The following is a 20,225-nucleotide window of genomic DNA, read 5'->3' as shown; positions in this document are numbered from 1 at the left end:
TCCGGTGAACGGCGGAGTCAGCACGATCAGCGGCCGCTCCGGACCTTCGCGCGGGCGGCGCGACGGCCTTTCAGGTACGCGCGCGGTCCCGCCAGCATGCCGCGCCGGTTGGCGGTCAGCAGCTCCCGGGGGAAGTCCTCGCGCAGGGTCGACACCCGCAGGCTGTCCTTGCTGGTGAGGTCGCGGAGCGCGCCCGGCGCCAGCCGCAGCAGCGGCCAGAGCAGCCCGGGGCGCTTCATCAGCAGGCTCGTGTACGCGGCGGTCAGCCCGGCGCCGTACCCGACCATCTGCTTGTGCAGGCCCTCGAAGTCGCGCCGGTGGTAGTGGTGCGTCACCGCGGTGGGCTGGTAGACGATCGTGCCGCCGCCGACCAGCACCTGGGTGAACGCGAGGGTGTCCTCGGAGCCCATGGCCGGGGTGCCGGCGCCCAGCGCGGTGTCCCAGCCGCCGATCCGCTCGATGACACCGGGACGGAACGTCATGTTGGCGCCGGTGCCGAACGGTGGCAGCGGGTACAGCGGGCTCTGCCGGTGCGCGGTGGCCGGGCTGAACACGTCCGGCCGGAAGCCGCGGCCCTTGCTGTGCCCGCCGAACTGCTCGAACCACAGCTGCGCCTGCGTCTCCAGCTCGGCCGGGACGATCACGCCGGAGACCACGTCGGCCTCCGGGTGGTCGGCCAGCGCGCGGGCGATCTCGGCGAGCCAGTTCGGGTCGGCGTACTCGTCGTCGTCGATCCAGGCGAGGATCTCGCCGGGCGCGGCGGCGACCGCCGCGTTGCGGGCGAAGGACAGGCCGCCCTTGGGTTCCATCAGGTAGGTGACCGGGCCGCGGCGGCCCGCCGAGCGAACCACCTCGGCGGTCGCGTCGGTCGCGGGGGCGTTGTCCACCACGAGCACGCGGAAGTCCGGGTAGTCCTGCGCGAGCAGGCTGTCGAGGCAGCGGGCCAGCGCGCCGGGCCGCTCCCGGGTGCAGATCACCACGGTGATCGGCGGGGCGTCGGCGAGCACCTCGCGGCGGCGGGCCAGGAACGCCGGCTCGGCCGCGGGCGTGATCCCGTCGATCGGCAGTCCGGCCAGCCCCAGGTCGATCAGGCGCGGCGCCAGCGCGTCGCCCAGCTCGGCCTCGATGGCCGCCGCCAGGTCCGCGGGGCGCAGACCCTGCTCCGGTACGCCGGTCAGCACGGTGCCCAGCGGCTCGGTGAACAGGCGGACGAGCACCCAGGCCTGCTGCACGCGCCGGCCGTCCGGGGCGACGGCGGCCACCGCCGGCAGCGGGTCGCCGAGGTCGACGTCGAGCACGGTGGCGGGCAGCACGTCACCGCTGGGCTCGAAGGCCGGGGCGGTGATCAGCTCGTCGGCCCGTGCGGCCGGTTCCCACACCTTGCCGTTCACGTGCACTCCGTTCGTCATCGGGTCGCTCCCGCCGTCTCGAGGCGGCGCTCCGAGCGCCGGGCCGCCAGGGTCTCCACGACGCCGCCCCATCCGGCGGCGGCGACGCCGGCGAGCACCCCGCCGGCCTTGAGGGCGTGCTGCAGGCCCCGGCCACGGCCGGCGGCGGCGAGGTTGCGGACCACCGCCCGCGGCAGCGAGCGCAGGTAGTCGCGCTCGGAGCCCAGGCTCTCGGAGCCGTCGAGCAGGCCGGCCATCGCGACCTTGCCGCGGCCCTCGGCGTAGCAGCGCCGCAGGAACCAGCCGAAGGTGGAGCGGATCCGGGGCACCTCGTGGCGGATGACGGCCTCGGGGACGTACATCCAGTGGCCGCCGCCCAGGGCGCTCATCCGCAGGCACAGCTCGGTGTCCTCGGGGCGGTTCTGGCTGCCGAGCTTGCCGAAGCCGGTGCGGAACCCGCCGACCGCGAGGAACGTGTCGCGACGCACGACCATCCCGGCCGACCACACGTTGCGGACCCGGCTGGTGGTGGTGGGCAGGCCGGCGTACGAACCGCCGACGGCCCACAGGAACTCCTCGGGCATCCACCGCGGCTCGGGGCCCTCCCACGCCGGCGCGATGCCGCCGCCGGCGCCGACCACGCGCGGGTCGGCGAACGGTGCGACCACGCTGCCCAGCCAGTCCGGTCCCATCACCACGTCGTCGTCGAGGAACGCGATCAATGACGTGGAGGTGTGGAAGGCGCCGGTGTTGCGGTTGCCGGAGACGCCCTGGTCGTACAGGTTCTCCAGGACGGTCACGCCGCCGAGGTCACGGCGGGCCCGCCGGTACAGCGCGGGGTTGTGGTCGACCACGACGACGATCTCGGCCGGCGTGTAGGCCTGCGACCGGGCCGCGGCGACGGTCCGCACGAGCGACGCCCAGCGCTGCTCGGTGTGGGTCGGGATGACGATGCTGACGGCGGGACGGGGGGTGGGTTCCACGGGGGTGCTCCTGGGGCGGGGGTGGACGGCGAGGGGGGCCGTACGGGCGGGGCCGGCACTCGGGAGGGGCCGGCCGGGCGGTGTCAGTCCTCGCCGACGGTGCGGGCCCGCAGCGCCTTGATGTCGTCGGTGCGCCGGGCGCCGGGCTCCTCGCGGCGCAGGCCGCGGTTGAGGTGGGCGACGTGCTGGCGGGGGTCCGTGCCGGGGGCCACGGCGGCGGCCGGCGCGCGGTTCACGATCTTGTTCAGCGCGTGCACCGGCGCGGCGCCGGCGGCCGGGTGCTGGTGGACGATCACGCCGGCCGGCCCGGCGGGGTTGCGGCGCCGGCGGCGCATCCGGCCGTACTCGCTGAAGATGGTGCGCAGTACGCGGAACCCGTCGCGGAACGTGTTGAGGTTGCTCTGCCCGTGGATGCGGGCGTGCTCGATGCTGCCGACCTCGCCGACGCGCATGCCGTCCGCGGCGGCCCGGATGTTGATCATCGTCTCGATCTCGAACCCGTCGCCCCACAGCTTGGAGCCGTCGGTCGGGCGCGGCAGCGTGGTGTCCGGCAGGTCGAGGACCGGCACGACCCGGCGCCAGAAGGCGTTGTAGCCGTAGCAGAGGTCGGTGAACTGCGTGCCGAACAGCACGTTGACCACCAGGTTGAGCCCGTCGTTGCCGAGCTTGCGCAGCTTGGTGATGTCGTGGCTGTGGCCGCCGTGGGAGAACCGCGAGCCCTTGACGAAGTCGGCGCCGCCCGCGAGCTGGGAGACGAAGAGCGGGATCTCGGCCGGGTCGGTCGAGCCGTCGGCGTCGATCATCACGATGATGTCGCCCGTGCAGGCCGCGAAGCCGCAGGCCAGCGCGTTGCCCTTGCCCGTACGCGTCTGCTGCACGATCACCACGTCCGGGCGCAGCGACCGGGCCACCTCGACGGTGCGGTCCACCGAGCCGCCGTCCACCACGATCACCTCGTCGATCCCGTCCGGGAGCTTGGCGAACACGTGCGGCAGGTTCCGCTCCTCGTTGAGGGTCGGGATCACGACGCTTACTTTCGGTGACGAACCGCCGTTACGCGGCGTGTGGCCGGGGGTCGCGGAATGCTGCATGTCGGTCCCTTCAGGGTGGCGGAGGCGACTGGCATCGTCGATTTCCGGGGGCAGAAACGCGGGTCGCTCGCTACTGCCGACAAATCTAGCAACACGCTACGTAGCGTCAACTAACCGAAGGGCCAGGGTGCCGATATCCGTGCGGTGAACCACGGCCAGACGTATGAACAGGGACTATGCACTCGGGCAACAAGATCGACCATCCGCCCCACCCGTCACAGCTAGTAACGGACAGTAAGGCATGCGCGGGTGGAGAATGGTCGAGGAGACGCATTGCGGCGGTTCGGAATGGTCGGCGACACGAATTCGGTGAAATTCGAGATGTCCGACTTATCGCAGTGATCCAGCTCACTCAGCGTAGTTTTACGCAGCGTGATGGACGGGTTGCAGGATGGTTGTTTCGGCGTGGCGGCGGCGTGCCGGCGGGTCGATGCCTACGCTGAGCGGCATGACGAACCGCCGGCCTTCCCGCCGCCCCGCAGGTCACCGGCACGGTGGGTGATCCGGTGGCGACGGGGGAAGCGGTGTGTGTCTGCGGCCATGACCGCCAGGCTCATGAGCACTACCGCGGCGGCACGGAGTGCGCGCTGTGCGGCCCGGAGGTCTGCGCACGCTTCCGGCGGCGTGCCTGGTGGCGCCGCCGGCGCTGAGCAGGCGTTTTCCTCGGGCCGGTCGCGGTGTGCAGGCGCCCGCCGACGGGTACAGGGGTGTCCGCAGGGTGGACCACGGGTCGCGAAGACCTACTAAATCTGTAGGCTAAGTTCCACTTCGCGAGGCGCCGCGCCGGTGCGCGGGCGTCCCGGCACCGCACGAGGAGGACCCCATGCCGCTCCCCGACTTCCTGATCGCCGGCGTGCCCAAGGCCGGGACCACCGCGCTGCACGCCGCGCTGGTCCGGCATCCCGGGCTGTTCCTGCCCACGGTCAAGGAGCCCAAGTTCTTCCTCACCGACGGCCGCCCGCCCGCCACGGGCGGGCCGGGCGACGTCCAGACCTACCAGGAACACGTGTGGCGCCGCGCCGACTACGAGGCGCTCTTCGATCCCGCGCCGCCGGGCACGCTGCGGGGCGAGGCCACCCCGTTCTACCTGTACGACCCCGGCACCCACGAGCGCATCCACGAGCTCGTCCCGGACGTCCGCATCATCCTGCTGTTGCGCGACCCCGTGGACCGGGCCCACTCCAACTGGACGCACCTGTGGAACGCGGGGCTCGAGCCGGAGGGCGACTTCCTCACCGCCTGCCGCGCCGAGGAGCAGCGCAAGGCGGCCGGCTGGGCCGACTTCTGGCACTACACGAGCCTCGGCCTGTACGGGCGCCAGGTGCAGCACCTCTACAAGGTGTTCCCCCGCGAGCAGGTGCTGCTGCTGCGCTACCGGGAGCTGAAGGACGCGCCCGCGGCCACCCTCGACCGGGTCTGCGACTTCCTCGGGGTCCGGACCGGCGTGGTCGGCAGCATCCCCCGGGAGAACGTGAACCGCCACGTCGTGGAGGACACCCCGGTCAACGCGGTGCTCCGCGGGCTGCTGCGTACGGGTGGCACGTTCGGGCACCGGTTCCCCGTACCGTTGCGCCTCGCCGCTCGGGGCCCGCTGCTGACCCTGCTGCACCGCAAGCGGGGCGCCCGGCCGGTCACGACCCCCGCCGAGCGGGCCGAGCTGCTGCCGCTCTTCGCCGACGACATCGCCCTGCTGCAGGACGTGACAGGGGAGCGCTACGACGACTGGCTGTCGGTCGACCGACACGCCAAGGCGTCCTAATCCCTATCCCACCCATAGATGTAGCAAACTTAGGCGGATACTCTTCGCTGTGCCGCCGTCGCCACGAAACGGAGCCGCCTTGTCCATCGGAACTCAGACGCTGCCGCTGCCACGCTGGGAGGAATCGGCGGTGGTGGTCGAGCCGCCCGGTGACGAACCGGGAGCATGGGCCGGCGCGCCCTCCTCAATCGTCGCCGACGGTGACATCTACCTCGCCTACCGCCTGCGGCTCCCGATCGGTGAGGGCCGCGGCATCTCCAACGTCGTGGCCCGCTCGCAGGACGGCGTCACCTTCACCGTCGTGGCCACCGTGGACAAGGACCGGTTCGGCGCCGAGTCGCTGGAGCGGCCCGCGCTGGTCCGCACGCCCGAGGGCCGCTGGCGCCTCTACGTCAGCGCGGCCACCCCCGGCACCAAGCACTGGCGCGTCGACCTGCTCGAGGCCGACACCCCCGAAGGGCTCGCCACCGCGCCTGCCCGTACGGTGCTCGCCGGCGACGAGACCGCCGGCGTGAAGGACCCGGTCCTGCACCACGACGAGTACGGCTGGCACCTGTGGGCCTCGGTGCACCCGCTGGAGTCCTGGGACGACGCCGACCGGATGACGACCGAGTACGCGACCAGTCCCGACGGCGTCCACTGGACCTGGCGCGGCACCGCGCTCGCCGGCCGCCCCGGTTCCTGGGACGCCCGGGGCGTGCGCGTCTCCTCGGTCTCCGTCGAGGGCGACACCATCCTGGCGGCGTACGACGGGCGTGCCACCGCGGGGGAGAACTGGGAAGAGCGCACCGGCGTGGCCCGGGGCGTGCGCCTGCCGGACGGCAGCTTCGGTGAGCTCATCGCGGAGGAGGGTGAGCCGCTGGGCAGCCCGCACGCGCCGTACGGCCTGCGCTACCTGAGCCTTGTCGACCTGCCGGACGGCCGGCGCCGGCTCTACTACGAGGCCACCCGGGAGGACGGCGCCCATAACCTGCGTACGGAGCTCGCGTATTGACCCTGGCGCGTGGCGGCCGGCGGGTGAGAACGGTCACCTGACCGGCCCCCGGCCACCGTACGGTGATCGACTTCCCCTAGCGTCGACCGCAGAACGCCCGGTCCTCCGTGCCGCCCGCACAATCGGCGATGCAGAGCGAGTGACCGCCCATGGCGGGGCCCGTCCCACAAGGACGAGCTCCGCCATGTTTGTTCTCCGGAGCCGCTTCCTGACTCTCTGTGATGAATCAGATCAGCACGCTCCGTAGGGTGACTCAGGCCACACGCAGTGATTTCAGCACCCTTTCAGGCCTCTCATCCGAACTCCTGCGTCCAGTGCGGTGATTGGGGCGCCGGCAGGGATACTCGCGAAACGGTCGCCTTGACGCTCAGTTAGCAATAGCTACATTTGGGGCAGACCGCTACTGACTCACCGTGTCGAAAGGCTCCCGATGCTGGACTTCAAGGACCTGGCCCCGGCCATCACCCGCCAGCGCATGGTCGTCGAGGGGTACCCGACGTTCGTCATCACCGACGAGCACATCAAGGACTACCTGAGCCGGCTCTCCGTCGTGACGGACATGATCACGCTCATCGAGCCGGTCACGCACGTGAGCGAGCTGTACGGCTGGGCCGGCTGGATCCACTGGGAGACCTCGGGCGCCCACTTCTACTCGTGGGAGCGCCCGCTGTCCTTCTTCAGCGTGGACATCTACACCTGCAAGCCGTTCGACCCGCAGGCCGTCCTCGATTTCACCCGCGAGTACTTCCGTACCACCGAGCTCGTGGCCAAGGAGTTCTGAGCGTGGCCCGCTACGACCTCGCCCCCGACGCCGCCGCCCGGGCCGTCGCCGGTTTCCTCGGCGACCTCCCCGCGGACCGGCTGCCCCGGGAGGGCCGCTTCCTCGCCGTGTTCGTCGCGGACGGTGACCCGCTCGCCGACGTCGCCCGGCACGTCGAACGGACCGTGTTCGAGGCGGCGTTCGGCAACGACGAGGCCGTGATGACCGCCGAGTACGGCCCGTACGAGCGCGACAGCCTCTTCGTCCTCGTGATCGACCGGGAACGGGCGGTCCCGGCCGGCGCCGCCCGGATCATCGACGGCCGCAGCAAGACGGTCGACGACGCGCCCCGCCACATCGGCGTCGACACGGCCGGCATCGTCGCGGCGCACGGGCTCGGCTCCGGCCGCATCTGGGACTGTGCGGTCGCCGCCGTGCTGCCCGAGTACCGCGGGCGTGGATCGGCGCTCGAGGTGAGCAGCCTGCTCTACCGCACGTACCTGCTCGGCGGGGCGCAGGCGGGCGTCGAACACTCGACGTCCATGCTGGACCGCTCGGCGTACCGCAATTTCCAGCTGCTCGGCGTGCCGATGCGGGCGCTGGCCGGCTCGGGCCCATTCCCGTACTTGGGGTCACCGGAGAACTACGCGGTGTACATGCACTTCCCCGGCATCGTCGCGTCCGTGGCCGCGCAGGCCACCGCGCTGGGCGGTGTCGACACCCCGCAGGCCCGCGCCGGCGCGCTGGCCTCGCACATGGTCGCCACGGGCGAGGGGATCGACGACCGCATCCTGCTGACCGTACGGCGCTGAGCCGCCGCGTTACCCGATCGACGCGTTTTGGCTGCCGGAGGCCGGGGTACCGACCGTGGAACCGGGAGCGGGCGGGCGATCGGCGAGCAACGACTGGGGGATGGACCGATGCGGACACTGGGCGGGCGGTACCAGCTCGTGCAGCGCATCGGGATCGGCGGCATGTCGGAGGTGTGGCGCGGCCACGACCGTGTGCTGGACCGCCCGGTCGCTGTGAAGATCATGGCTCCCGCGCTCGAGGGGACGCTCGGTGACAGCAGCGTCGAGCTCGTGCGCACCGAGGCCCGGTCCGCGGCACGGCTCGCGCACCCCAACGTCGCCGGCGTGCACGACTTCGGCACCTCACCCTCGCCTGGGCGCGAGGTCCCCTACATCGTCATGGAGCTGGTGAACGGGCAGACGCTCAGCGAGCACCTCACCGCCGGCCGGCTCGACTGGCGCATCGCCGTACGCGTCTGCGCCGAGGTCGCGGCCGCCCTGGCCGCCGCGCACGCCGAGCAGGTCGTGCACCGCGACATCAAGCCGGCCAACATCATGCTGACGCCCTCCGGGGCGAAGGTGCTGGACTTCGGCATCGCGGCCGCCGCCGGCAGCCACGACCCCGACCCCGACGGGCCGGTCATGGGTACGCCCGCCTACGTCGCACCGGAACGGTTCGAAGGGCTCCCCGCGACCCCGGCGTCCGACATGTACTCGCTCGGCGTGCTGCTTTACCACTGCCTGTCCGGACGCCTGCCCTGGCGCGCCGAGTCGGGTACGGCCCTCGTGCACGCCCAGCGCTACGACCACCCCGACCCGCTGCCCGAGATCCCCGGCCTCGCCCCGGAGGTCCTCGACCTTTGCTCCCGCTGCCTCGACCGCGACCCCGCCGAACGCCCGACGGCGCTGGTCGCGGCGCTGCTGCTGGCCGAGGCCGTGGACGCCCGCGTCTACGTCCCGCTGATGGACCTCGGCCCCCGCACCCCACGGCCGAACGCGGTGTCACCGTGGGACGAGCGCGCCGCCGAGGCCCCGACCGACGTGGCGATGATGCCGTTCGAGGACGAGACGTACCACGACCTGCCCGGCGGCCGGCACCGCGCCTGACCGCCGGCCGGCACTACCGGGCCGTCCCCGGGTGCAGCAGCTCCCGGGCCTGATCGGCGGCGCGCGTGATGCTCTCGCTCATGAAGTCCAGGAAGCGGGCGATGTTCTCCATACGGGTGGCGGCGGGCGTGTTCGGGCCGAGGACCGTCACGCCCCGGCGGGCGATCGCCGCGAGCTGGTCGTTGGACCGGGCGCTGGCGATCGTCGCCTGGTAGAACAGCTCGTTGTCGACGACGTACCGGTCCCGGCGGCGCTCGTCGCGTTCGCGGCGGACGAGGCTCTGGCTCTCCAGGAACGCGATCGCCTTGGAGATGGACGCCGGGCTGACCTGAAGTCGCCGAGCCAGCTGTGCGGCGGTGAGGCTGCCGGCGTCGGTGAGGAACAGGCTGGTGAGCACGCGGGCCGGCATCCGCGCCAGGCCCGAGGCGACGAGCGCGGTGGTGAACACCTCCTCGTAGCCGGTCACGGCGGCGGCGTCGCGTCCGTGCGGCTCGGGGCCCGGGCGCGTGCCGCCGGACGCCGCGGGCCCACGCCGGTGGGCACGCCGCTCGGTCGCCCGGTGCGCCAGGTCGGCCCGGTAGGTCAGGGGGCCGCCGTTGCGCATCACCTCCCGGGTGACCGTCGAGGTCGGACGGTGCAGGCGCCGGGCGATCTCGGCGTACGGCAGGTCGTCAGCCAGGCCGAGCGCGATCTGGTGGCGTTCCTGCTGGGTGAGTCTGCCTCCCGGCACGGCGGTCCCCCTCGGTGGAGCCGGCTGATGGCCCACCATAGCGTTCAGCCCCATACCATTGCAACGCAGTCCACCACGGTCGTTGCATTAGGCCGCAGGGCGGTGCAACAAAATAGACCATGCTAGCTGCTGAAATGCGGGACAAGAGCATTCTCGTTGTTGTCCGGTCATCGAACGCAACGTAGCGTTTCCCATATCGGAAACGTACCGGGAAGAGGCGGGCAGATGAGCGAGAACAGCGGAACACCGTGGCGGGGCATGCTGCCGGTCGAGGACACGGCACTGGCCGTCACCGACACCGGCGGTCCGGGCGTCCCGGTCGTCTACCTCAACGGACAGTTCGCCACCCAGGGCTACTGGCGGCGGGTCATCGCCGACCTCGGGCCGGGGTGGCGGCACCTCACGTACGACGAGCGGGCCCGCGGCCGGTCGCAGCGCTCGGCCGACTACTCCTTCGCGGCGGCCGTCCGGGACGTCGACGCCGTCCTCACCGCCCGGCACGTGGAGCGGGCGGTGCTGGTCGGCTGGTCGTACGGGGCCGTCGTCGCGGCGCACTGGGCGAGCCGGAACCCGGAGCGGACGCTGGGCGCGGTGCTGGTCGACGGCGCGTACCCGTCCGACTGGCTCGACGAGGCCATGGAGCAGCGGATCCGCAAGCTGTTCCGGCGGATGCGCTGGTTCCTGCCGCTGCTGCGCCCCACCGGCCTGGCGCCCAGGATGAGCGCCGAGCAGCAGGCGGACAGCAACATCGAACTCGGCCGGCTCTCCCGCGAACGGGAACTCGGCCCGGTGCTGGAGGGCCTCACCGTCCCGACGCGGTACGTCGTCGCGTCCGGGACGTCGTTCGGCAGCCGCGGCGACGAGCAGGAACGGATCCGGGCCGGCCTCGACGTGGTGACCGCCCGGAATCCCCGCGTGCAGGTCGCGGCGAAGGTCCCCAGCAACCACGGCGCGATCCTCAAGAAGGACTTCCGGGCCGTCGCGGAGGCGGTCCGCGAGGTGGGAGCGCTCAGTCGCGAACCGAGCTGATCACGGCCGGGAGCTCAGCCGCTGCGGGGCACCACGATCACCGGGCGGCGGGCCCGGCGCACCAGCCGGGCCGAGACGCCGCCCAGCAGCACCCGGCGCGCCGGGCCGTAGCCGCGGGAGCCGCAGAACAGCACGTCCACGTCGGTCAGCTCGCTCAGCTGGTCGACGACGTCGCCGGTGAGGATCTCCCAGTCCGCGTCGGCGTCCTTGACCGCGCCGGCCGCCCGCGACAGCGCCTGCTCGTACGTCTCCCGCGCGGTGTCGAGGAAGGCGTGCTCGGCGTCCTGGCCGACGAGGAACGGCAGCGTCGCGTCGGCGTCCGCCACCACCGTGTACAGCCGCAGCGCGGTGCCCGTCCGGGCGGCGAGCCGGGCCGCCGTCTCCAGCGCCGCCCGGCCGTCCGGGGTGTCGACGTACGCGACGCCGATGCGGCCCAGGGTGCCCGGCGCGACGTCCATGCCCGACGGGGCCACCGCGACCGGGCACATGCTGCCCGCCAGCAGCCGGTCGGCGGTGCTGCCCGCGAACAGCCGGTGCCGTGGCCCGGAGCGGCCGGAACCGACCACGATGGTCTCCGCGCCCAGCTCCTCGGCGAGGTCGTGCAGGCCGTGCGCCGCCGACGTGGACGCCACCAGGCGGTACTCCACCTCGCCGTCCCCGGTCAGCACCGACCGGGCGTCGTCGAGCACCGCCTCGGCAGCCCGGTGCCGGTCGGCCACCCATTCCGCGTCCACCCGCCCCGAACCCAGCGCGGAGGGCGCGGGGTGCACCACCGCGACGACCAGCGGCGCGCCGAGCACCGACGCCGCCCATTGGCCCAGCACCAGGGCGTCGTGACCCGACTCGCTGCCGTCCACGCCCACGACCACCGGCGGCGTCACGGCTGCTCACCGTCCTCGCGCGCCCAGCTCGGCGTCCCGGTCGCGTTCTCCCGCCGCACGCGGGAGTTGCGGTAGCCGTACAGGAAGTAGATGGCCATGCCGACGGCCAGCCAGACCACGAACCGGATCCACGTCGCCAGCGGCAGGTCCGCCATCAGGTAGATCGCGAAGGCCACGCCGAGGATCGGCAGCACCGGCGACCACGGCACCCGGTACGGCCGCGGCATCTCCGGCCGGGTCCGGCGCAGGATGATCACACCGATGTTCACCAGCACGAACGCGAACAGGGTGCCGATGTTGACCAGCTTGACGATCTCGGAGAGCGGCACGAGCGCCGCCAGGATCGCGATGAGCACGCCCAGGATGATGGTGAGCCGGGCCGGGGTGCCGTACCGCTGGTTGACCGCGGCGAGGCGCTGGGGGAGCAGGCCGTCGCGGCACATGGCGAAGAAGATGCGCGTCTGGCCGTACATGATGACCAGGACGACGCTGGTGATGGCGACGACCGCCCCCAGCGCGAGAATCGCCGCGGCCCAGCCGATGCCGGCGCCCTGGTCCAGGGCGGCGGCGAGCGGGGCGTCGCTGCTCTCCAGCTGCTGCGGGCTGGCGACGCCGATCGCGCCGACCGCCGTGAGCACGTAGAAGAGCGTGCAGATCAGCAGCGACCCGATGATGGCCTTCGGCAGGTCCTTCGCCGGGTTCCGCGCCTCCTCGCTGCCGGTGGAGACCGCGTCGAACCCGATGTACGCGAAGAAGATGATCGCCGCCGCGGCGGTCACCCCGTCAATGCCGTCCGGGGCGAACGGCTGGAAGTTGCCGGTGCCGAAGTTGATGAACGCCACCACGATGAAGAACAGCAGGACGGTGAGCTTCACGGCCACCATGACGAGGTTGACCCGGGCGCTTTCGGTGACGCCGCGGCACAGCAGCAGCGTGATCGCCAGGACGATGAAGACCGCGGGCAGGTTGAAGACCCCGCCGTCCTCGGGCGACTTCGCGATCGCGTCCGGCAGCGTGTAGCCGAACGCCGCGTCGAGGAACGCGTTGAGGTTGCCGCCCCAGCCGACCGCGATCGCGGCCACCGAGACGCCGTACTCGAGGATCAGGTCCCACCCGATGATCCACGCGACGATCTCGCCGAGGGTGGCGTACGTGTAGGTGTAGGCGCTGCCCGAGACCGGGATCGACGACGCCAGTTCGGCGTAGGACAGCGCGGAGAACGCGCACGCCACGGCGGCCAGCACGAACGACAGGATCACCGCCGGGCCGGCCACCCCGGCGCCCTCGCCGATGACGACGAAGATACCGGTGCCGATGATCGCGCCGACGCCCATGGCGGTCAGTTGCAGCGGGCCGACCGCCTTCTTCAGGCCGTGGCCCTCCTCGGCGGTCTCGGTGATGAGCGACCGCACGTCCCTGATGGCGAAGACCCCCGGTCTCCGGCTGGAACTGGTTGCCATGACCCGCCCCCCTCATGTCGACCACCGTCACAGTCGCTTTCACCCGCGCCGGCCCGCAAGATGATCTGCGTTATCTGGCGAACTTGGTCGCTGCGGTTGCCGAACCGGCGTCGCGATGGGTGATCGCCGGCGTACCGCCTGTCCGCCCCGGGCCGGCTTTGGTGCACCAGCCTGCGAGGTGGGCCCGCGGCGTTGTACCGTGAGGCCGACGGGCAGCGATCTTCTACAGGCGGTAGGCATGGGCGAGGCCGTGATGACCACCCGGCGCCAGGCGGACGGCGCCATCGTGGTCGACGTGCGCGGCACGCTCGACGCGGCCACCGTCGACGCGCTGCGCCAGGCGCTGGTCAGCACGCTGCACAGCGACCGGCCCCTGACGATGATCGTCGACCTCACCTTCGTCACGTTCATGGACTCCATGGGCGTCGGCGCGCTGGTCGCCGGCTACAACGCGGCCCGCGAGACCGGCACCCGCTTCGTGCTGCGCAACCCCAGCGAGTTCGTGCACCGCCAGTTGCGCGTCACCGGCCTCGCCGACATGTTCGGCCTCCCGGCCGCCTCCCCGGGCCCGCAGACGTACACCCCCTGAGCGGTTAGGGTTCCGTCATGGAACCGTCGGCCGGGTCGTGGTGCGGGGCCACCGAGGTCTGCTTCCGGCTGCGCGATCCCGACCACCGGCTGACCTCCGTACGGCTGGAGTCCGGCGTCGTCCACGGTGACCTGAGCTACCGCGAGGACACCCGCAGCTGGGAGCTGCTCCTGCCCCGGCCGCCCGCGCACCGCATCGAATACCGGCTCGCCCTGGGGCACCCCGACGGCAGCAGCGAGACCGGCGACCACTCGGTGCTGTGCTGCCCCGGCTACGCCGAGCCGGAATGGGTGCACCTGCCCGCCGCCGGCGGCCAGTGGCGCGACCTCTACCTGCCGCTGCCCGCCGTGCACGGCGAGCTGGCCGCCCGGATCTGGTCGCCGGCCACGCCCACCGACCGGGTCCTGGTCGCGCACGACGGGCCCGACTTCCATCGGTACGGCGAACTCGGCCACTACACCGCCGCGATGATCGAGGCGGGGCGCGTGCCGCCGTACCACCTGGTGCTGCTGCCCGCCGGGGACCGACTCGAGTGGTATTCGGCCAATCCCGCGTACGCCCGGGCGCTCGCCCACGACGTGCTCCCGGCGCTCGCCGCGGAGCTGGGCACCGACCGGCCGGTCGTCGGCGCCGGCGCCAGCCTCGGCGCGCTGGCGATGCTGCACGCCCAGCGGCGCCACCCGGAGGCCTTCGCCGGGCTGCTCCTGCACTCCGGCAGCTTCTTCCGGCCCCGGCACGACCGCCAGGAATCCGGATTCCGCCGCTACCTGCGCATCGTCCGCTTCACCGGCCGCGTCGTCCGCGACCGCGAAGGCCCCGCCGTGCCGATCGCCATGACATGCGGCACCGTGGAGGAGAACCTCGCCAACAACCGGGAGATGGCGCGTGCACTGACGGATCAGGGGTATGCGGTCGACTTCGCCGAGGTGCCCGACGCCCACAACTGGACCGCCTGGCGGGACGCGCTCGACCCGCATCTGACCGCGCTGCTGCAGAAGGTGTTCAACTAAGAGGAGGCGCCCATGGCCGACGTCGAGCACACCATCGGACTTCTGCTCGGAACCGAGGACGACTGGCCGCGGGCGTACGAGGCCCTGCTGCGCCGCGTCGGCGTGATCACCGACGACGCCGGCCGCAGCCACCGCACCCGCAGCGTCCGGGTCACCATCGAACCCTTCAACCTGCGCGCCAGGCCCCAGCACGACCTGGTCATCGACCGGCTCGCGTACTGGTACTACCACCCGCGCGAATGGCTGAAGAAGGCCGCGCTGATGGACGACGTGTACCTGCTGAACAGCCCGTTCACGTTCCAGTCGATGGAGAAGCACGCCGCGTACTGCGCGATGATCCGGCTCGGCCTCAAGGTGCCCGAGACGGTGCTGGTGCCGTTCAAGAACCCCCTGGACAACTCGCGGTACGCGTACACCTCCGCGCGCTACAACCAGCCGTTCGACCTGGAGGCACTGGCCGAGAGCGTCGGGTACCCGATGTTCATGAAGCCGTACGACGGCGGGGCCTGGGTCGGCGTCTCCAAGATCCGCAACCCGGCGGAGCTGCACGCGGCGTACGACGCCTCCGGCGAGCGGCTCATGCACCTGCAGGCGTCGGTCGAGGACTACGACGTCTTCGCCCGCTCGCTGACCATCGGCCCGGAGACGATGGTCATGAAGTTCCGCCCCGACCTGCCCATGCACGAGCGCTACGCCGTCGACCACGACTTCCTCGGCGAACGCGTCGGCGACGAGGTGGTCACCATCTCCCGCCTGGTCAACGCGTTCTTCCGCTGGGAGTTCAACTCCTGCGAGTCGCTGGTCAAGGGCGACGACGTGTACCCCATCGACTACGCCAACGCCTGCCCGGACGTGGCGGTGACCTCCCTGCACTACTACTTCCCCTGGGCGATGGCGGCGCTGCTGCGCTGGACGGTCTTCTGCGTGGTGACGGACCGCAAACCCCGCCTCGACATGGACACGGCCGCGTACTTCGCCATCGGCGACGACGCGTCCCTGCCGTACGAGGAGAAGCTGCGGCTCTACCGTGCGCTCGCCGACGACTACTTCGAGACGGAGAAGTACGACGAGTTCTGCGAGAAGCACATGTCCCACATCGACGAGATGGTCCACGGGTGGATCGGGTCGCCGGAGTTCCGGTCGCTGCTCACCGAGACGGTCCGGGCGATGTACCCGCCGCACGAGCACGAGCGGTTCCTGGGGCATTTCGGCGGGCTCATCGACGCGTGGCTGCGCGACAACGCCTGAACCGCCCGGCCGCGGTCCGGTTCCCGTCGCGCCCGGGCGGTGTTTCCGTCTTGTCCCCGGGGCCGGCCGGTTCGGGTGGCGGGCCTCGGGGAGCGGCGGAATTGTCGGGGGGGTCGGCCTAGAGTTCAGGCGTGCACATCCGGATCGAGGGCAGCGACCTGCCCGGGCGGCGGGGCGGGGCCGAGGCCGACGACCTGCGGCGCGGCAACGTGCACGTCGGCGTCCAGCGCCGGGCCGAGGTCGTCGACCGCCATCCCGCCGACGCGCCCCACGCGACGTGGGAGTTCGAGGTGGCCGCCCGCGAGGTCGACGGCCTGCTCGACGTCGGCGGCCCGTACGTGCACGGCCGCCCCGGAGCCCGCTTCCTCTACCTGAGCTGGGGGGCCGTCGACGGCGACACGTTCGCCATGTTCCGGCGCGCCAAGCTGCTCTTCGGTGACGTCCCGACGGAGCTGCTCCGCTCCGCGTACGAGGGCGCCGGCCCGCTCGTCGCACGCCTCGGCCTGACCGGCGCCGACGGCGGCCCGCGGTGCGCCCGGGTCCGGCCGCCCGACATCACCTGGCAGCTCGGATGACGGTCCTGCACGGCTTCATCGCCCGCGATGGAGGGCTCGCGTTGTGGGGCGAGACGGACCAGCCTTCCCCGGCCGGTCGGGGGGCGCATCCGTTCGCCTTCGCGCCGGGTGGGGAGCCGCGGCCCTCCACGCTGCTGCTGCCCTCGACCTCGGCCGGACCGCTCCCGTCGCCGGCCCTGGGACTGCCGCCGCGCCGGGGCACTCCCAAGCTCCGGCCGTGGGTGGTTCCGGCCGTCGTGGTGCCGTGGGTGACCGCCGACCTCGCCGACGAATGGGGGGCCCGCGCGGCGCCCTCACTGCTCTACCTGGCCGAGCTCTGCGCGTTCGCGGCCGACCTGGTCGCGCGGGGGCGGGTGCTGCCCGCGGTCCTCACCGACGGGCGGCGCCCGCGTGCCGTCTGGCGGCCGGTCCTCAGCGGTCCTGACGGCACCCGGCACGCGGATCTGCTGGCCCGGATGCCCCCGGCCTGCCGGGCGGAGCGCGCGCGGCCCGGCGAGGTCGACGGCCTGCCGGCCGCGGACACCCTCCACGCGGCGCTGCACCACCTGGTCGACGGCCTGGTCCGCACGCGGCTGGCCGAGTCCGGCGTCGCCCTCGGCGGGGCGCCCTGGCTGACCGCCCTCACCGCCGACGGCCCGGCCCCGGCCCCCGCCCGCGGCGCCGACGTCGACGGTCGGCCGGGGGAGTTCGACGGGCGGCCCGGTGAGCTCGACGTGCTGGCCGAGGCCCTCGACGCCTGGCATGCCGACGCCACGAGCGGCACCGCCGTGCGGGTCGTGTTCCGGCTCAGCCACCTGCACGAGCTCGAGCCCGACGAGCCCGACGCCACCACCGCGCCGGGGCCGGCCGGCGGCTCCGCCCTCGACACCGCCGGCGAGCCGCAGGATGCCTGGTTGCTCGAGTTCTTCCTGCAGCCCTTGGACGAGCCCAGCCTGCTCGTCTCCGCCGCCGACGTCTGGCGGGACGCGGCCGCTCCGCTGCGGCGGTGGACGCATCGGCCGCAGGAGCGGCTCATTGCCGGGCTGGGGCGGGCCGCCCGGTTGTTCGGGGAGCTCGAGGCCGCGCTCCGGGTGGCCCGGCCCGCCGAGATCGTGCTGGACACCGAGGGGGCGCACCGGTTCCTCAGCCACGCCGCGCTGCTGGAGCAGGCCGGGTACGGCGTCCTGCTGCCCGCCTGGTGGCGCGAGCCGCAGCGGCTCGGGCTCGCCCTCGAGGTGCGCAGTGCCGAGGCTGCCGCGCCGGTGCTGCGGGACGAGGCCGCCGATCTGAACACCATCGTGGCGTACAACTGGGGGTTGTCGCTGGGTGGGCGGGTGCTCACCGAGGACGAGCTGGCCGTGCTGGCGCGGGTGAAGGTGCCGCTGGTACGGATGCGGGGGCGCTGGGTGCATCTCGACCCCGAGCGGCTGCGGGCGGGTCTGGAGTTTCTCCGGCGGGGCGGCGGCACGATGACCGCGGGGGACGCGTTGCGGCTGGTACGGCTGCTTCCGCCCGAGGAGATGCCCCTGCCGATCGCCGAGGTCCGGGGCCGTGGGTGGGTCGCCGACCTGCTGTCCGGGCGGCTGGGGGAGCGGCTGGAACTGCGGGAGCCACCCGTGGACCTGCTCGGCGTGCTGCGGCCGTACCAGAAAAGGGGTTTCTCCTGGCTGGCCTTCCTCGACGGCCTGGGCCTGGGCGCCTGCCTGGCCGACGACATGGGTCTGGGCAAGACCGTGCAGCTGCTCGCGTTGCTGCTGCACCGGCGGGCCGGTCCGACGCTGCTGGTCTGCCCGCTGTCGGTGCTGGGGAACTGGCAGCGGGAGGCCGCCCGGTTCGCGCCGGCGCTGCGGGTGCGGGTGCTGCACGGCGCCGACCGGCCCGACCCGGCCGGGCTCGCCGACGGCGCGGATGTCGTGCTGACCACGTATGCGACGGCGACGCGGGATGCCGACGCGCTCGCCGCCGTGCAGTGGGACCGGGTGGTGCTGGACGAGGCGCAGCACATCAAGAACAGCGCTAGCGGGGCGGCGCGGGCGGTGCGGCGGTTCCCCGCGCGGAACCGGTTCGCGCTCACCGGCACACCGGTGGAGAACCGGCTGGCCGAGCTGTGGTCCATCCTGGACTTCCTCAACCCGGGGCTGCTGGGCAGCGCCCACACCTTCCGCAACCGGTACGCGGTGCCGATCGAGCGGTACGCCGACGAGGACGCCGCCGCCCGGCTGCGCCACGCCACCCGGCCGTTCCTGCTGCGACGGGTGAAGGCCGACCCGGCCGTGATCAGCGACCTGCCCGACAAGCGTCACGTGCGGCACCTGTGCGGGCTCACCGCCGAGCAGGCCACGCTGTACCGGGCCGTGCTCGACGACATGATGGACCGGCTGAAGGAGACCACCGAGACCCGCCGCAAGGGCATCGTGCTGGCCGGCATGACCAAGCTCAAACAGGTCTGCAACCATCCCGCCCAGCTGCTCGGCGACGGGTCACCGCTGCCCGGGCGCTCCGGGAAGCTGGAACGGCTGGAGGAGATCCTCGACGCCGCGCTGGCCGGCGGGGAGAGCGCGTTGTGCTTCACCCAGTTCACGCGGTTCGGGTCGGTGCTGGTGCCGCACCTGGCCGCGCGGTTCGGCGTACCGGTGCGGTATCTGCACGGCGGCACGCCGCGCGGCGCCCGCGACGAGATGGTGGCCGCGTTCCAGGGCGACAAGCGGCCCGGCATCTTCGTCCTGTCGCTCAAGGCCGGGGGCACCGGGCTCAACCTCACCGCCGCCAGTCACGTCGTGCACGTCGACCGGTGGTGGAACCCGGCGACCGAGGCGCAGGCCACCGACCGGGCGTTCCGCATCGGCCAGCACCGCGACGTCAGCGTGCACACGCTGGTCTGCCTTGGCACCCTCGAGGAACGCATCGACCGGCTCATCGCGGACAAGGGCGTGCTCGCCGAACGGGTCGTCGGCAACGGCGAGGGCTGGCTCACCACGCTGAGCACCGACGAGCTGCGCGACCTGACCCGGCTGGACCCGGAGGCCGTCGGTGACTGACCGGTTCTCCACCCCGTTCGTGGCGATGTTCGAGGCGCTGCGCATGGCACCCACCTTCGCCCGGGGCCGCCGCGACGCCCGGGCCGGGCACGTCCGCAGCCTGTCGATCTCCAGCAGCCTGGTCACCGCGCACGTCCGCGGCCCCGACGACACCCACGCGTTCCGGTCCCGCATCGCGGTCCGGGCGTTCGGCGCGGCCGAATGGTCCCGGGTCGAGGACGACCTCGCCGCCCAGGCCCGCTACGTCGCGGACCTGCTCGCCGGCCGCATGCCCGGCGACATCGAGGAGGTCTTCCGCCGCGCCGGCCTCACGCTGCTGCCGCTCGGCCTCGACGAGGTCGCGATGGACTGCACCTGCGAACGCTGGCCGATGCCCTGCGCCCACCTCGCGGCGACCTGCTACGCGCTCGCCGACTCGTTCGAGACGGACCCGTTCGGCGTGTTCGCCTGGCGCGGCCGCGGCCGGGACGAGCTGCTCACCCGCCTCAGCCAGCTCCGCGGGGCCGCGGCGCACGAACCCCCCGCGGCCGAGGTGCCGCCCGAGCACCGTTCGGCGGCCCTCGGCGACATCGACGACTTCTGGGGCACGGGTACGCCCGCAGCACCGCCGCCGCCCCCACCGGTGGCCCGGCCCGACCTGCTGCTCGACCAGCTCGACACGCCGCCGCTGCGGTACGGCGGGGTGTCGCTCACCGAGCTCCTGCGGCCGGCGTATCTGGCGTTGCCGCCGGACGACCCGGAAGCAGCCCGGTCGCAGTCCCACCCTTCGAGGCACGCGCCCGACCCGCCGCGGTAGATCAACCGAGTGGTCCG

18 protein-coding genes are annotated in these 20,225 nt (G+C 72.7%); 12 read left to right on the top strand and 6 right to left on the bottom strand.

All coding sequences use genetic code 11. The features are described 5' to 3' along the window. Window positions 1-26: 26 nt before the first annotated feature. The 3 genes from IT780_RS18410 to IT780_RS18400 form a co-directional block, all read right to left on the bottom strand. Window positions 27-1,409, bottom strand: a complete 1,383-nt coding sequence (locus IT780_RS18410; protein ID WP_199512831.1) for a glycosyltransferase family 2 protein — start codon at window positions 1,407-1,409, stop codon at window positions 27-29. Continuing rightward, window positions 1,406-2,371 carry a glycosyltransferase family 2 protein gene (locus tag IT780_RS18405; RefSeq protein WP_199512830.1) on the bottom strand — a complete coding sequence of 322 codons (966 nt, stop codon included), beginning with the start codon at window positions 2,369-2,371 and terminating at the stop codon, window positions 1,406-1,408. Before IT780_RS18405 ends, IT780_RS18410 begins: the two co-directional genes overlap by 4 nt. 83 nt (window positions 2,372-2,454) lie before the next feature. Further along, window positions 2,455-3,462, bottom strand: coding sequence for a glycosyltransferase family 2 protein (locus tag IT780_RS18400; RefSeq protein ID WP_199512829.1), 1,008 nt, complete (start codon window positions 3,460-3,462; stop codon window positions 2,455-2,457). 823 nt (window positions 3,463-4,285) lie between these two features. Here IT780_RS18400 and IT780_RS18395 point away from each other — a divergent pair. From IT780_RS18395 to IT780_RS18375, 5 genes are all read left to right on the top strand, one after another. Continuing rightward, window positions 4,286-5,221: a sulfotransferase domain-containing protein gene (locus IT780_RS18395; RefSeq protein ID WP_199512828.1), complete on the top strand. Its 936-nt coding sequence runs from the start codon at window positions 4,286-4,288 to the stop codon at window positions 5,219-5,221. 79 nt (window positions 5,222-5,300) lie between these two features. Then, a complete protein-coding gene (locus IT780_RS18390) occupies window positions 5,301-6,215 on the top strand; it encodes a hypothetical protein (RefSeq protein WP_199512827.1) in 915 nt (304 codons plus the stop codon). Between the two features lie 430 nt (window positions 6,216-6,645). Further along, a complete protein-coding gene (locus IT780_RS18385; protein ID WP_199512826.1) occupies window positions 6,646-6,996 on the top strand; it encodes an S-adenosylmethionine decarboxylase in 351 nt (116 codons plus the stop codon). A gap of 2 nt (window positions 6,997-6,998) precedes the next feature. Beyond that, window positions 6,999-7,787 (top strand): hypothetical protein, encoded by a 789-nt coding sequence (locus IT780_RS18380; RefSeq protein ID WP_199512825.1) that lies wholly within the window; start codon window positions 6,999-7,001, stop codon window positions 7,785-7,787. A 108-nt stretch (window positions 7,788-7,895) separates the two neighbouring features. Beyond that, window positions 7,896-8,873, top strand: a complete 978-nt coding sequence (locus IT780_RS18375; protein ID WP_199512824.1) for a serine/threonine-protein kinase — start codon at window positions 7,896-7,898, stop codon at window positions 8,871-8,873. A gap of 13 nt (window positions 8,874-8,886) precedes the next feature. On the opposite strand, the gene IT780_RS18370 is transcribed toward IT780_RS18375, so the two are convergent. Beyond that, entirely contained in the window at window positions 8,887-9,603 is a 717-nt protein-coding gene (locus IT780_RS18370; protein WP_199512823.1) for a helix-turn-helix domain-containing protein, read from the bottom strand. A gap of 225 nt (window positions 9,604-9,828) precedes the next feature. On the opposite strand from IT780_RS18370, the gene IT780_RS18365 reads away from it, so the two are divergent. Further along, complete coding sequence (locus IT780_RS18365) at window positions 9,829-10,632, top strand: alpha/beta fold hydrolase (protein WP_199512822.1); 804 nt, start codon at window positions 9,829-9,831, stop codon at window positions 10,630-10,632. Window positions 10,633-10,646: 14 nt separating this feature from the next. Here the strand turns inward: IT780_RS18365 and IT780_RS43175 are convergent, their stop codons facing one another. Both IT780_RS43175 and IT780_RS18355 read right to left on the bottom strand, forming a co-directional pair. Continuing rightward, window positions 10,647-11,513: a universal stress protein gene (locus tag IT780_RS43175; protein ID WP_199512821.1), complete on the bottom strand. Its 867-nt coding sequence runs from the start codon at window positions 11,511-11,513 to the stop codon at window positions 10,647-10,649. Next, the gene (locus tag IT780_RS18355) at window positions 11,510-12,973 is read right to left on the bottom strand and encodes an amino acid permease (RefSeq protein WP_199512820.1); all 1,464 of its coding nucleotides are present in this window, start codon (window positions 12,971-12,973) and stop codon (window positions 11,510-11,512) included. Before IT780_RS18355 ends, IT780_RS43175 begins: the two co-directional genes overlap by 4 nt. Window positions 12,974-13,211: 238 nt before the next feature. Between IT780_RS18355 and IT780_RS18350 the strand changes: the two genes are divergently transcribed. From IT780_RS18350 to IT780_RS18325, 6 genes are all read left to right on the top strand, one after another. Then, on the top strand, window positions 13,212-13,562 hold the full coding sequence (locus tag IT780_RS18350; RefSeq protein ID WP_199512819.1) for an STAS domain-containing protein: 351 nt from the start codon (window positions 13,212-13,214) through the stop codon (window positions 13,560-13,562). A gap of 17 nt (window positions 13,563-13,579) precedes the next feature. Continuing rightward, a complete protein-coding gene (locus tag IT780_RS18345) occupies window positions 13,580-14,572 on the top strand; it encodes an alpha/beta hydrolase (RefSeq protein WP_199512818.1) in 993 nt (330 codons plus the stop codon). A 12-nt stretch (window positions 14,573-14,584) separates the two neighbouring features. Then, window positions 14,585-15,820, top strand: a complete 1,236-nt coding sequence (locus tag IT780_RS18340) for an ATP-grasp domain-containing protein (protein WP_199512817.1) — start codon at window positions 14,585-14,587, stop codon at window positions 15,818-15,820. A gap of 131 nt (window positions 15,821-15,951) precedes the next feature. Further along, on the top strand, window positions 15,952-16,395 hold the full coding sequence (locus IT780_RS18335) for a DUF5990 family protein (RefSeq protein WP_199512816.1): 444 nt from the start codon (window positions 15,952-15,954) through the stop codon (window positions 16,393-16,395). Beyond that, on the top strand, window positions 16,392-19,412 hold the full coding sequence (locus tag IT780_RS18330) for a DEAD/DEAH box helicase (RefSeq protein WP_199512815.1): 3,021 nt from the start codon (window positions 16,392-16,394) through the stop codon (window positions 19,410-19,412). The genes IT780_RS18335 and IT780_RS18330 overlap by 4 nt, the downstream gene beginning before the upstream one ends. Beyond that, window positions 19,405-20,208 carry an SWIM zinc finger family protein gene (locus tag IT780_RS18325; protein ID WP_307831246.1) on the top strand — a complete coding sequence of 268 codons (804 nt, stop codon included), beginning with the start codon at window positions 19,405-19,407 and terminating at the stop codon, window positions 20,206-20,208. Before IT780_RS18330 ends, IT780_RS18325 begins: the two co-directional genes overlap by 8 nt. Window positions 20,209-20,225: the final 17 nt, after the last annotated feature.

The sequence above is a fragment of the Nucisporomicrobium flavum genome, from assembly GCF_016464385.1.
In the GTDB taxonomy this organism is placed as follows: domain Bacteria; phylum Actinomycetota; class Actinomycetes; order Mycobacteriales; family Micromonosporaceae; genus Actinoplanes; species Actinoplanes flavus_A.
This window is presented reverse-complemented; position numbering and strand designations above follow the sequence as displayed.